Below are 12,376 nucleotides of genomic sequence, written 5' to 3'. Positions count from 1 at the left end.
GGGCAAGGAAATTGTGCGCCGCAACCGAGCGGCGATTGCCGGCGCCAGGACCTAGAATCCAAGCCCTTCGTGAATGATCAGAAGCGCTGCGATCAGTGCCATCGCATACATGAACGGATAGAATATCTCCGGCTTCATGCGCTTAACGCACCAGGCGCCAGCAATGGTCGCGAGTGGGGCGAAAGGCAGCAATGTCGCCGATGTTACGAGATTTTTGGTATCGAGCTGGCCGAGCGCAAAATAAGGAATGAGTTTCACCGCGTTCAAGATGGCAAAGAAACGCACGCTGGTGCCGATGAATTCGCGTGGCGGCAGTTTCAAGGGCAGCGCGTAGATCTGAAACGGCGCACCGCCGGCATGGGCGACGAAACTGCCATAGCCGGAAAGCGTTCCCCATGCGCCCGCAAGCAAGGGCCGCTGGCCGCGCGGCAGGACGACCTTTCCCGCACCGGGGCCGAAATTGTTCCAGAAATAGCGGGCGCAGAAAAGTACGGTGACTGCACCGATGACCACGCGCAAGACATTTCCGGGCACCAGTGCGGATGTTGCCCAGCCGACCGCAATGCCAAAGAGGGCACCCGGCAGCATGATCTTCAGCGTCGTCCAGTCGCCGTGCTTGCGCCAGACAACGAGCGAGATCATGTCCATGAAGATCAGGATCGGCAGCAAGATGGCGGCTGCTTCGACAGGCGAGACCACCAAGGCTAAAACAGGGACGCCGATCAAGGCCAGTGCGTCGCCCATGCCGCCCTTGGCCAGACCGACAAGCAGCACGGCCGGCACCGCGGCATAAAAGAATGACAGTTCCGGCAGCATGCTTTTCAAGTCCTCCCCTTGCCAGCCCCGTCTAACGGAATTACTCACACAAAACGAGTGTGGATTTGCCGTCTGCTGGCGAAACCCGCTGAAAATGGAAAGAGTTCATGACCGGACCGGAAAACCGCTGCCGCCTTGTCCTGATCGTCCCGGACATCGCCGATGCCGACGAGCAGGCAAATATTGTCGCCGACGCGCTGAAGGGCGGCGACGTTGCCTCGGTGATCGTGCCGCAATACGGGCTCGATGCCGGCGCGTTTCAGAAACATGCCGAGAAACTGGTTCCGATCATCCAGAATGCAGGGGCAGCGGCGCTGATTGCGGGCGACAGCCGCGTCGCCGGACGCTCGAAGGCAGACGGTTTGCATTTGACGGGTCTAGCCGCCGAAATCGCCGAGGCGATCGACAAACACGCCGGCAAGATGATCATTGGCGGCGGTAAAGCGACCGACCGCCACACGGCTTTGGAGATCGGCGAGGCACGGCCGGACTATATCTTCTTCGGCAAACTCGACGGCGACATCAAGCCGGAGGCGCATCCGAAGAACGTGGCGCTCGGCGAATGGTGGGCCTCGATGATTGAAATTCCCTGCATCGTCATGGGCGGGACCGATCCGGCTTCTGCCCTTGTCGTCGCCGAGTCCGGTGCCGAGTTCGTGGCATTGCGCCTGGCGGTGTTTGGCGAGCCTGGCCTGGCCCCGTCGGTCGTCGCTCAGGTCAACGCACTTCTTGACGAAAAAGCGCCACGGTTTGGGGATTGATATCGCGGCCATGCCGATCCTCTTTGCCTGTTTGCGCCGATCTCTCCTGTCTGCCGCCGTTTTCACGGCTGTTTTGCCATATGGCGCTTCGGCGCAGACCGTCGACAACGTCGTGACGCGTCCGCTGGGTTCAGAAGCTGAACCGTTCAAGACCAACCGGCCGGCGGAAGGAGCGCAGCCCTCGACCGGTCTCGGCGTGCTGGATCGCATGGGCGCCAAGCTGCCCGACCTGCCGCCGGAGAAGGATTACAAAGGGCCGATCGATACGGCTTACGGCGCCTATCAACGCGGTTATTACCTGACGGCAATGCAGCTGGCGCTGCCGCGCGCGCAGCTTGGGGATCCGGCAGCGCAGACGCTCATTGCGGAAATGCAGTATGCCGGGCTCGGTGTTCGCCGCGATCTGAAGAGCGCAGCATTCTGGTACGGCAAGGCTGCCGAAGGCGGCGATGTGGCGGCGATGTTCAAATATTCGCTCATCCTGATGGCGGGAGAGCTCGTGGCGCGCGACAAGGCGAAGGCGGACGATTACATGCGCCGGGCGGCCGACGGCGGCAATCCTTCAGCGCAATTCAACTGGGGGCAGTTGCTGACGACCGATCATCCCGGCCCCGAAGGACTGAAGCTCGCGCTTCCCTACTATGAAAAGTCCGCCCAGCAGGGTATTGCCGACGCCCAATATGCCGTGGCGCAAATCTATTCCGTGCTTGCCGATCTGCCAAAGCAGAAAAAGAAGCTGGCGCGCGAATGGCTCGCCCGGGCAGCGCGCGCAGGTTACGACACCGCGCAGCTCGATCTTGGCGTATGGCTCGTCAATGGCACAAATGGACCGCGGGACTTCGTGAAGGGCTTTCAGTGGATGAAGCTCGCTGCTAATCGCGGTAACGTCGCGGCGCAGAACAAGCTCGCACATCTTTATATCGGGGCGCTCGGCACCAAGCCGGACCCGGTCGAAGCGGCGAAATGGTACGTGCTTTCCCGCCGGGCAGGGTTGCCCGATCCGGAGCTTGAGGATTTCTATCTCGGCATCGAAGACGCTCAGCAAAAGCAGGCGATCGACCGGGCAAACAAGTTCCGCCGCCTGCCCTGAGGTTCACAACAGTGCGTCGGCGAAGCCTTCGGTGCCGGCGACCTCTTTCAGCGTCTGCAATGCTCTCCCCTTGAAATTTGCCTGATTTTGTGGTCTTGAGGCCGCCATCTAACTCAGAGCGCTGCCCCTTCCGGCGATCAGGGACCGTTCCCGCCCTGACAGCGCACCCCGTATCAGTTCCAAGGAAAATGCCCCAATGGCCCGTTCTGCTCTTCTCAATGTCATGGTTCAGGCTGCCGTCAAGGCAGGAAAGTCGCTGGGGCGTGATTTCGGGGAAGTGCAGAACCTGCAGGTTTCGGTGAAGGGGCCGGGCGATTTCGTATCCAATGCTGACCGGAAAGCCGAAAAGATCGTCAGGGACGAGCTGTTGAAGGCGCGCCCGACCTATGGGTTCCTTGGAGAGGAGAGCGAAGAGATCAAGGGCACGGACGGGGCGCACCGCTGGATCGTCGATCCTCTCGATGGCACGACCAACTTCCTGCACGGCATTCCGACCTTTGCCGTGTCGATCGCGCTTGAGCGCAACGGCGAAGTCGTTGCGGGCGTCGTCTTCAATCCGGCGATGGACGAGCTCTATACTGCCGAGCGCGGCGGCGGCGCCTTCTTGAACGACCGCCGGCTGCGCGTCGGTGCGCGCCGTGTTCTTTCCGATTCCGTCATCGGCTGCGGCGTGCCGCATCTCGGCCGCGGCAACCACGGCAAGTTCCTCGTCGAGCTTCGTCATGTGATGGGCGAAGTGGCCGGCATCCGCCGCATGGGCGCTGCCTCGCTCGATCTCGCTTATGTCGCAGCTGGCCGCTTCGATGGCTTTTGGGAAATGGGATTGTCGCCCTGGGACATGGCAGCCGGCATCCTGCTTATCCGTGAAGCTGGCGGTTATGCGACCGATTGGAACGGCGGCACGGATATCCTCGATGGCGGCGCGATCGTCGCCGGCAATGAATATATTCACAAGGCGCTGATCGAGACCATCAAGCGCCCCATCCCTGCGAAGTGAGACACGTGGGAAACCGACTGTTGTAAAGACACGGTTTTCTCTGCCCGCGCACTTCAATTCGGCACAATGTTGATCTAGTCTTCGGTTGCAAGCAATCCGGAGGGCTGCGCAACCATGGAAAATGTGAATGCGGCGGAATTCGGCTCGACCGAAAAACCGAGCAGCAACTATGTCTATAAACTCTCCAGCCCGATGCCGTTCCTCTGGACGATGCTCTTGTTCCTGGTCATCGTCGGCTTCATCGCCGCCATTCTTTTCCGGCAGACGCAGACAGCTTTCATGCACAATCCGGGCCTCAACGGCCTCATCGTCGGCGTGCTTGCGGTCGGCATCATCCTGGTCTTCAGCCATGTGCTGTCGCTTCGTCCGGAAGTGCGCTGGTTCAATTCCTTTCGCGCAGCCGGCAGTGCGGACAAGGTAAATCGCAATCCGAGACTGCTTGCCCCCATGCGGGCGCTGATCGGTAACCGTAAGTCGACGGCGACGCTTTCGACCACCGCGCTACGCTCTATTCTGGATTCGATCGCCACCCGCCTCGATGAATCGCGTGATACGTCGCGTTATCTCATCGGCCTTCTCGTCTTCCTCGGTCTTCTCGGTACCTTCTGGGGTCTCATCGGCACGATCGGCTCGATCAGCGGCGTCATTCAGTCGCTTGATGCAGGCTCGAACGGCACCGGCGACGTGCTGACCACGCTCAAGGAAGGTCTGTCCTTGCCACTTTCCGGTATGGGCCAAGCCTTCTCGTCTTCGCTGCTCGGCCTTTCCGGGTCGCTCATTCTCGGCTTCCTCGATCTTCAGGCCGGCCGGGCGCAGACTCGCTTCTACACGGAACTCGAAAACTGGCTTTCCTCGGTGACCGATGTCGGGTCGGATGTTGCCGTTCCGGCGCTCGGCTCGGGTACGTCTTCCGAGGACCTTCGCGCGATGTCGGACTATCTGAAGAAGGTTGCCGAGGAAGGCGGAGCCGGCAGCCAGCGCTCGGTTGCCGCGATGGCAAGCCTTGCCGAAGGCATCCAGGGTCTCGTCAAGAACATGCGCAACGAACAGCAGATGCTGCGCGACTGGATCGAAGCGCAGCAGGACGAGGCAAAGGCCATGCGTCGCACGCTGGACCGGCTGGCGGAACGCATCGGCGCGCAGGAAAAGCAGAGCGGCGCCGAGAGAAGCCACCGCGTCAGCCAGACCGAAAAGAGCGAGGGCAAGTAAGCCATGGCGCTCGCCCGAAACCGCCGCCGCCACGGCGAACTGAACTACTGGCCGGGTTTCGTCGACGCACTTTCGACGCTGCTGATCGCCATCATGTTCCTGCTAACGGTTTTCGTCGTCGGCCAGTTCATTCTAAGCCGCGAGATATCCGGTCGCGACGAAGTGCTCACCCGCCTCAACAGCCAGATCAACGAACTGACGCAGTTGCTCGCGCTTGAGAAGGGCAGCAAGCAGGATCTTGAGGATTCCGTTGCCAATCTGCAGGCATCTCTCGCGACCGCTGAAGGTGACCGCTCACGGCTGCAGGCATTGCTCGATGCCGGTTCCGGCGGAAAGGATGCGGCACAACAGCGCATCGGCGGCCTGACAAAAGAACTCGACGAACAGAAGCAGCTAAGCGACCGGGCGCTCAGCCAGGTCGAAATTCTCAACCAGCAGATTGCGGCCCTGCGCAGCCAGATCGCAGCCGTCGAGGCGGCGCTTCAGGCATCGGAGCAGAAGGACCAGAGTTCGCAGGCGAAGATCGCCGATCTGGGCCGGCGGCTGAATGTCGCGCTGGCGCAGCGGGTTCAGGAACTGAATCGCTACCGTTCCGACTTCTTCGGCCGCCTGCGCGAGATCCTGTCCGACCGCGAAAACATCCGCATCGTCGGCGACCGTTTCGTCTTCCAGTCGGAGGTTCTGTTCCCTTCCGGCAGTTCCGATCTCAATCCTGAAGGCACGACAGAGATGACGAAACTTGCCACTGCGCTGCTAGATCTGTCCAGGGAAATACCGCCGGAAATCAACTGGGTGCTCCGGGTCGACGGCCATACCGACAATGTGGCGCTTTCCGGGGCCGGCCGCTTTCGCGACAACTGGGAGCTTTCCTCGGCGCGCGCCATCTCCGTCGTCAAATACCTGATTTCGCAGGGCGTGCCTTCCGACCGCCTCGTTGCGGCAGGTTTCGGCGAATTCCAGCCGATCGCACCCGGCGATACGCCAGAAGCCCGCGCCACCAACCGCCGCATCGAGCTCAAGCTGACCGAGAAATAGTTTGTGATAGACACACCCGCCCTTGCCAGCCGCAGGGGGCGGGCGGCCTCACAAGGGCTCTGCCACCCATTTGAAATCACCGATGAAAAAATCGCGGTGGGAAGTCCTGCGGTTGCATTGACGTTTACGTGCGCGTAATTTCATGCGGATGGATGCGGGGAGGCGTTCGGGATGGAATATGACGTGCTGGTCGTTGGTGCGGGTCTTGCCGGGCTTGTCGCTGCGGCGGAATCGGCAGATCGGGGACGCAAGGTCTGCATTCTCGACCAAGAGGGCGGACAGAGCCTCGGCGGGCAGGCCTTCTGGTCGCTGGGCGGCCTTTTTTTCGTTGACAGTCCCGAGCAGCGCCGCCTGGGCATTCGCGACAGCCTCGATCTTGCCAGGCAGGATTGGGTGGGGTCGGCAGGCTTCGACCGGCCCGAGGATTACTGGCCGCGGCTTTGGATGGACGCCTATCTCGACTTTGCGGCGGGCGAGAAACGCTCCTTTCTACATCAACAGGGCATGCGGTGGTTTCCGGTCGTCGGTTGGGCCGAGCGCGGCGGCGGCGTGGCTCATGGTCACGGCAATTCCGTGCCGCGCTTTCATCTGACCTGGGGCACGGGGCCAGCCGTGCTTACACCATTTATCCGGCGCGTTCGGGAGGCAGAGGCGAAAGGCCGCGTCACATTTGCTTTCCGCCACTGCGTGGACGAGCTCGTGGTCGAAAATGGCGCCGTCTGCGGCGTGCAGGGGACGATCCTCGAGCCCGATGCTGCGCCGCGTGGCAAGGCAACGGTTCGCAGGGCTGCCGGAACATTCGAATTCCGTGCGGGTGCCGTCATCATCACTTCCGGCGGCATCGGCGGCGACCACGATCTCGTGCGTCGGAACTGGCCGGTAGAGCGTCTTGGTCGTCCGCCTGCGTCGATGGTTGCGGGCGTTCCCGCCCATGTCGACGGCCGCATGTTGGCGATCGGCGAGCGTGCCGGCGCGAGCATCATCAACAGCGACCGCATGTGGCACTATACGGAAGGCGTGAGGAACTGGGATCCGATCTGGGCGAACCACGGTATCCGCATCCTTCCCGGTCCGTCGTCCTTCTGGTGCGATGCCGACGGCAACCGTTTTGCTCCGCCGGCAATGCCGGGCTTTGATACGCTTGCCACCTTGAAGGCGATCCGCGCCAGCGGGCATGACTATAGCTGGTTCATTCTTACCAAGGCGATCATCAAGAAAGAGTTCGCGCTTTCGGGTTCGGAGCAGAACCCCGACATTACCGGTAGGGATATTGCGTTGCTTTTGAAACGGCTCGGCAAGAACCCGCCCGGGCCGGTGCAAGCCTTCATGGACAAGGGCGAAGATTTCATCGTCCGCGAGACGCTCGAAGAACTGGTCGAAGGCATGAATGCGCTGACCGGAGAAAACCGGCTCGACACTGCGCATCTGCGTGGCCAGATCGAGGCGCGCGACCGGGAAATCTCCAATGCCTACTCCAAGGATGCGCAGATAACTGCCATTCGCGGCACTCGAAATTATATTGGCGACAAGCTGTTGCGGACGGCAAAGCCGCACCGGCTACTGGATACCAAGGCGGGGCCGTTGATCGCCGTTCGGCTGCATATCCTGACACGAAAGTCGCTGGGCGGTCTGCAGACGGATCTTTCGGCGCGGGTGATCAGTATGAATGGTGATGCGGTGCCGGGTCTCTATGCCGCCGGTGAGGTCGCCGGTTTCGGCGGAGGCGGCATGCACGGCTACAAAGCGCTTGAGGGAACTTTTCTCGGCGGCTGCATCTTTTCGGGCCGGGTGGCGGGAAGAGCCGTATAAGGCGGCGCCTTTCGAGCGCCGCCAGTCTCGTTAAGCCGTTGCCTTGGTCTGGTCGTCGACCGTTGCGTCGGGCGCATTCTTCTTGATGGATTCAATGGCGCTCAGCGCGGATGCCTTGGCCTTGTAGCCCTCCGAGTTGAACATGGATTCGCCGTTCGAAGCCTTGAAGCGGAAACGGAATTCGCCAGCCTTATCCTTGTACACTTCAAACTTATACATCGATTATCTCCCAATTATCAGGAAGTTGCCTCGGTAACGGGAGACAATCTAGTGCAAAAGTTGAGTCTATTCCATCTGGATATTCGCACCCTTGACGATGGGTCCCCATTTCGCCAGTTCGGCCTTGACGTGTGCGCCAAGTTCCTCCGGCGTGGAGCCGACGATCGTGGCGCTGAAGTCTTTCATGCGCTCGGCAACGGCCGGGTCCTTCAGAGCCTTGTTGGCGGACGCGTTGAGCTTTGCCACAACATCGGCGGGCGTATTCGCCGGCGCAAAGAGCGCGTTCCAGGTATAGGTCTCGTAACCCGGAACGCCGGACTCAGCGATGGTCGGAATATCCGGGAAGGATGGAGCACGTTTCGCCGTAGTGACCGCCAGCGCCCGCAGCTTGCCGGATTTGATGTGGCTGGACGATGACGGCAGGTTATCGAACATGATCGATACCTGATTGCCCAGCAGATCGGTCAGCGCCGGGCCTGCACCCTTGTAGGGGATGTGCTGCATCTTGACGCCGGCCATCGAATTGAACAATTCGCCGGAAAGATGTAACGGCGTGCCGTTGCCGGAGGAAGCATAGCTCCATTTATCCGGCTCGGCCTTCAGCAGCGCGATCAATTCCTGGACGTTCTTTGCAGGCAGCTCCGGATTGACGACAAGCACGTTGGGCACGATGACGAGCAGTGAAACCGGCGCGAAATCCTTTTCCGGATCGTAAGGAGTGGATTTAAGGATCAGCGGGTTCAGCGCGTGCGTCGCGACCGTTCCCATCAAGATGGTGTAGCCGTCCGGTTCCGCACGAGCCACGTTGCCCGCACCAAGATTGCCGCCCGCACCGGCGACGTTCTGGACGATCACCTGCTGACCAAGGTCTTCCGACATCTTCTCGGCGATGATGCGCGCCACGACATCGGTCGACCCGCCGGCGGCAAAGGGAACGACGAGCGTAACCGAGCGCTCCGGAAACCCTTCGGCATGGGCGCCTCCGGCGCTCATGGCCGCAAACAAGCCGAGGCCGAGTGCCATGCGGCGGGTCATATTAAAAAGTGCCATTCGATTTTCCTCCCGGAATTCAGCGATGATGTCGCCCGACTGCATCAAATCGGGCAAAAGGAGGGTAGGGCGGAGGCGGATAAAAGCAACCGGAAGCGGCGGCATGGAATTGCAACTTTAGTCGCTGAGGTAAACTATCCGACTATTGATATTACAATCCGTCCTCCGATAACCATCTATGCGAAAGACGCAATCGAATGTGTAGGCTTGGCGGGGCGAGATCGTGGAGTTTGACATGCAGCCGGTATCCAATCCATTTCCGGCAGTCGAGAACGAGGAGGACGGTCTTTGGCCGGTGCGCCGGCACAAGATCCTCGACTGGTTGATCAATGAAACGCGCAACCAGCGGTTCATCGACAATATCTTGGTGGAGATGTGCGAGCGGCTGCGAGCTGCGGGCGTTCCCGTCGCTCGCGCGACGATGCATTTCCGGACGCTGCATCCTCAATGGCTCGGCGCGCGCATCCTCTGGCGTCCCGGCTTGCAGGAAGCAAAGATCACCACCTTCGGCTACGGCGTCGAGACAACGTCGCAATTCCTGAACAGCCCGATCAACGAGATCTTCAGCGGCGGTAGGGAAGTGCGGCAGAGCCTCGAAGGTGAAGTTGCTTCCTATCCGCTCTATGGCGAGTTGCAGGGTGAGGGGCTGACGGACTATGTGGCCTGGCCGATGGAGCACACGCTCGGAAAACGGCACGTGATTACCTTCTCAAGCGACACGCCAGGCGGCTTTAGGGAAGACCATCTGATTTTCCTCAAGGATCTTTTACCGGCGCTCACGCTTGTCACCGAAATCCGGATCAAGAACATTCTTGCCCGCACGCTGCTGCAGACCTATGTCGGGCCGCATGCCAGCGAGCAGATTCTTGCAGGCGCCACGACCCGCGGCAGCGGCGCAACGGTCGGCGCAGCGATCCTCATTTGCGACTTGCGCGACTTCACGACGATCTCCGACTTATGGCCGCGCGACGATGTCATCGAATTGCTCAACGCCTATTTTGATGCCATGTCGGAGCCAATCGAAAAGCACGGCGGCGAGATCCTGAAATTCATGGGCGATGGCTTGCTCGCCATATTTCCGCTGACCGATCCGGATGCCTGCATCAATCTTCTGCGGGCAATCAAGGAAGCGCAAGCGGCAATGACCGAGCTCAATCTCTTCAACGCGGAAAGGGGACATGTGGAGCTGCGTTATGGCGTCGGCGTGCATGTGGGGGATGTCATGTACGGCAATATCGGCTCGCGCAAGCGCCTCGATTTCACCGTCATCGGCCCGGCCGTCAACATTGCATCGCGGCTGGAGAGCCTGACCAAGGAAATTAAGCGTCCTGTGCTGCTGTCGAAAGCCTTCGTCGAAATGGCAGGGTGCGAAAGCGACCTGGAAAGCCTCGGATCTCACCCGCTGCGCGGCTTGGATGAGCCTGTGGATGTCTACGCGTTTCCTCAGGAGTAGCGTCTATTTGGCGGTAGCCAGGACCTCTTCTGCACCTGCATCGAACTGCAGCTTCGCCAGCCTGGCATAGATGCCGCCGTGGCGGATCAGGCTCTGATGCGTGCCTTCCTCGACGATGCGGCCCTGATCCATGACGAGAATGCGGTCGGCTTTCAAGACGGTCGCAAGGCGATGGGCGATGACGAGCGTCGTGCGGCCGTGCATGAGACCGTCGAGGGCCTTCTGCACCAGCGTCTCACTCTCGGCGTCAAGGGCTGACGTCGCTTCATCGAGCAGGAGGATCGGGGCGTTCTTCAAGATCGCGCGGGCGATGGCGATACGCTGGCGCTGGCCGCCGGAAAGGGTAATACCGCGCTCGCCGACCTCGGTGTCGTAGCCCTTGTCCAGCCTCGCGATGAATTCATCGGCCTGGGCGGCAATCGCTGCGGTGCGTACGTCCTCGCGCGTCGCGCCGGGGCGGCTGAAGGCGATGTTGTCGTGGATTGAAGCGGCAAAGATGGTGACATCCTGCGGCACGATCGCCATGCGTTCGCGCAGATCGCCGGGCGTTACTTCGCGCGCATCGATGCCATCGATCCCGACGCTGCCCTGCTGCGGATCGTAGAAGCGGAGCAGCACAGAGAAGACGGTGCTCTTGCCGGCGCCTGATGGGCCGACAATGGCGACGGTTTCGCCCGGCGTCACATTGAAGCTCAGGCCATGCAGCGCCGATTTTCCGGGGCGTGACGGATAGGCGAAGTGCACGTTCGAGAGTTCGACGCGCCCTAGGGCCGGAACGGGCAGTGTCTCAGGCTTTTCCGGTGCTGCGATCGTCGAGACTTCGTCCAGCAGCTCGGTCAGCCGGTCGGCGGCGCCTGCCGCTTGCGAGAGTTCTCCCCAGACTTCCGACAAGGCGCCGAGAGAGCCGGCGGCGATGACCGAATAGAGCAGGAACTGCCCGAGCGTGCCGGCCGATAGCGTTCCCGTCAGAACATTGTGCGCGCCAACCCAAAGGACAGCAACGACGCTGCCAAAGATCAGGGTGATCGCAATGCCTGTCAAAAGCGCGCGCGAGCGGATGGCCGAGCGTGCTGCCTCATAAGCGGATTCGACGGCAGCGCCATAGCGGCTTGCGGCCGCATCCTCGCCGTTGAAGGCCTGGACGGTGCGCGTGGCAGCAATCGTCTCGTTGGCAAAGGCGGAAGCTTCGGCGAGCGTATCCTGCGCGGCACGGGAGCGCTTGCGCACGGACCGCCCGAATCCGACGAGCGGGAAGACGATCAGCGGGATTGCGCCGAGCACAAGACTTGAAAGCTTCGGCGAGGTCACGATCATCATGCCCATGGCACCGAGACAGAGGATCAGATTGCGAAGTGCCACCGAGGCGGTGGCACCGACAGCCGATTTGATCTGCGTGGTATCGGCCGTCAGGCGTGACACAATCTCGCCGGACTGGTTGACATCGAAGAAGGAGGGAGAAAGCCGTGTGACATGCGCAAAGACATCCCGGCGCAGATCCGAGACGATGCGTTCGCCGAGCGTGATGACGAAATAGTAGCGAAAGGCGCTTGCGGCCGCGAGTATTACGGCGATGACCAACAACATGGCAAAGTAGCTGTTGATGAAGGTGCCGTCAGCTTGCGTGAAGCCATGATCGATCATGCGGCGCACGGCAAGGGGAAGTGTGAGCGACGTCACGGCGGCAACGACAAGCGAAACCAGCGCGCCTGCGACGATGCCGCGGTAACGCTTCACATAGGGTGCCAGTCTTCCGAACGGCTTCAAGGAACGCGACTTCTTTTCCGCGGTCTGCACTGCGTTTGCCAAATCATCTCCAATCGCCCCAATACCGCTGATCAGCGGTTTGTAGGCCCTTGTTATCCGGGCGGCCTTCATGTATAGGCACCGCATCCGAATGGGAAGCCGTAGCCTTAGCGACTGCGGCTTCATTTATTCAA

11 protein-coding genes are annotated in these 12,376 nt (G+C 60.9%); 7 read left to right on the top strand and 4 right to left on the bottom strand.

The features are described from left to right. Positions 1-51: 51 nt before the first annotated feature. A complete protein-coding gene (locus tag RGR602_RS17010; RefSeq protein ID WP_039846057.1) occupies positions 52-816 on the bottom strand; it encodes a sulfite exporter TauE/SafE family protein in 765 nt (254 codons plus the stop codon). 107 nt (positions 817-923) lie between these two features. Between RGR602_RS17010 and RGR602_RS17005 the strand changes: the two genes are divergently transcribed. The 6 genes from RGR602_RS17005 (at position 924) to RGR602_RS16980 (ending at position 7,717) form a co-directional block, all read left to right on the top strand. Beyond that, positions 924-1,577 carry a thiamine phosphate synthase gene (locus RGR602_RS17005; RefSeq protein ID WP_039846056.1) on the top strand — a complete coding sequence of 218 codons (654 nt, stop codon included), beginning with the start codon at positions 924-926 and terminating at the stop codon, positions 1,575-1,577. 10 nt (positions 1,578-1,587) lie between these two features. Then, positions 1,588-2,667: a tetratricopeptide repeat protein gene (locus RGR602_RS17000; RefSeq protein WP_039846984.1), complete on the top strand. Its 1,080-nt coding sequence runs from the start codon at positions 1,588-1,590 to the stop codon at positions 2,665-2,667. 196 nt (positions 2,668-2,863) lie between these two features. After that, entirely contained in the window at positions 2,864-3,664 is an 801-nt protein-coding gene (locus tag RGR602_RS16995) for an inositol monophosphatase family protein (protein ID WP_022715806.1), read from the top strand. Positions 3,665-3,778: 114 nt separating this feature from the next. Then, entirely contained in the window at positions 3,779-4,873 is a 1,095-nt protein-coding gene (locus tag RGR602_RS16990) for a hypothetical protein (RefSeq protein ID WP_039846055.1), read from the top strand. Positions 4,874-4,876: 3 nt separating this feature from the next. Further along, positions 4,877-5,908 carry a peptidoglycan -binding protein gene (locus tag RGR602_RS16985; RefSeq protein WP_039846054.1) on the top strand — a complete coding sequence of 344 codons (1,032 nt, stop codon included), beginning with the start codon at positions 4,877-4,879 and terminating at the stop codon, positions 5,906-5,908. A gap of 171 nt (positions 5,909-6,079) precedes the next feature. Then, positions 6,080-7,717 carry an FAD-binding dehydrogenase gene (locus RGR602_RS16980; RefSeq protein ID WP_039846053.1) on the top strand — a complete coding sequence of 546 codons (1,638 nt, stop codon included), beginning with the start codon at positions 6,080-6,082 and terminating at the stop codon, positions 7,715-7,717. Positions 7,718-7,747: 30 nt separating this feature from the next. Here RGR602_RS16980 and RGR602_RS16975 read toward each other — a convergent pair whose 3' ends face one another. Both RGR602_RS16975 and RGR602_RS16970 read right to left on the bottom strand, forming a co-directional pair. Continuing rightward, a complete protein-coding gene (locus RGR602_RS16975) occupies positions 7,748-7,936 on the bottom strand; it encodes a YegP family protein (protein ID WP_039846052.1) in 189 nt (62 codons plus the stop codon). Between the two features lie 66 nt (positions 7,937-8,002). After that, a complete protein-coding gene (locus tag RGR602_RS16970; RefSeq protein WP_039846983.1) occupies positions 8,003-8,986 on the bottom strand; it encodes a Bug family tripartite tricarboxylate transporter substrate binding protein in 984 nt (327 codons plus the stop codon). 235 nt (positions 8,987-9,221) lie between these two features. Here RGR602_RS16970 and RGR602_RS16965 point away from each other — a divergent pair, with 235 nt between their 5' ends. After that, positions 9,222-10,439, top strand: a complete 1,218-nt coding sequence (locus tag RGR602_RS16965; protein WP_039846051.1) for an adenylate/guanylate cyclase domain-containing protein — start codon at positions 9,222-9,224, stop codon at positions 10,437-10,439. A gap of 3 nt (positions 10,440-10,442) precedes the next feature. Here RGR602_RS16965 and RGR602_RS16960 read toward each other — a convergent pair whose 3' ends face one another. Further along, positions 10,443-12,314: an ABC transporter transmembrane domain-containing protein gene (locus RGR602_RS16960; RefSeq protein WP_082046573.1), complete on the bottom strand. Its 1,872-nt coding sequence runs from the start codon at positions 12,312-12,314 to the stop codon at positions 10,443-10,445. Positions 12,315-12,376: the final 62 nt, after the last annotated feature.

Source organism: Rhizobium gallicum bv. gallicum R602sp (assembly GCF_000816845.1).
Lineage (GTDB): Bacteria > Pseudomonadota > Alphaproteobacteria > Rhizobiales > Rhizobiaceae > Rhizobium > Rhizobium gallicum.
Note: the sequence above shows the minus strand (reverse complement) of the source record. Positions and strands in the feature narration are given on the sequence as shown.

Coding starts and splice junctions, on each gene's coding strand:
- RGR602_RS16980 (WP_039846053.1), top strand. CDS start 6,080: ATGGAATATGACGTGCTGGTCGTTGGTGCGGGTCTTGCCGGGCTTGTC.
- RGR602_RS17010 (WP_039846057.1), bottom strand. CDS start 816: ATGCTGCCGGAACTGTCATTCTTTTATGCCGCGGTGCCGGCCGTGCTG.
- RGR602_RS16965 (WP_039846051.1), top strand. CDS start 9,222: ATGCAGCCGGTATCCAATCCATTTCCGGCAGTCGAGAACGAGGAGGAC.
- RGR602_RS16960 (WP_082046573.1), bottom strand. CDS start 12,314: ATGAAGGCCGCCCGGATAACAAGGGCCTACAAACCGCTGATCAGCGGT.
- RGR602_RS16995 (WP_022715806.1), top strand. CDS start 2,864: ATGGCCCGTTCTGCTCTTCTCAATGTCATGGTTCAGGCTGCCGTCAAG.
- RGR602_RS16975 (WP_039846052.1), bottom strand. CDS start 7,936: ATGTATAAGTTTGAAGTGTACAAGGATAAGGCTGGCGAATTCCGTTTC.
- RGR602_RS16990 (WP_039846055.1), top strand. CDS start 3,779: ATGGAAAATGTGAATGCGGCGGAATTCGGCTCGACCGAAAAACCGAGC.
- RGR602_RS16985 (WP_039846054.1), top strand. CDS start 4,877: ATGGCGCTCGCCCGAAACCGCCGCCGCCACGGCGAACTGAACTACTGG.
- RGR602_RS16970 (WP_039846983.1), bottom strand. CDS start 8,986: ATGGCACTTTTTAATATGACCCGCCGCATGGCACTCGGCCTCGGCTTG.
- RGR602_RS17005 (WP_039846056.1), top strand. CDS start 924: ATGACCGGACCGGAAAACCGCTGCCGCCTTGTCCTGATCGTCCCGGAC.
- RGR602_RS17000 (WP_039846984.1), top strand. CDS start 1,588: ATGCCGATCCTCTTTGCCTGTTTGCGCCGATCTCTCCTGTCTGCCGCC.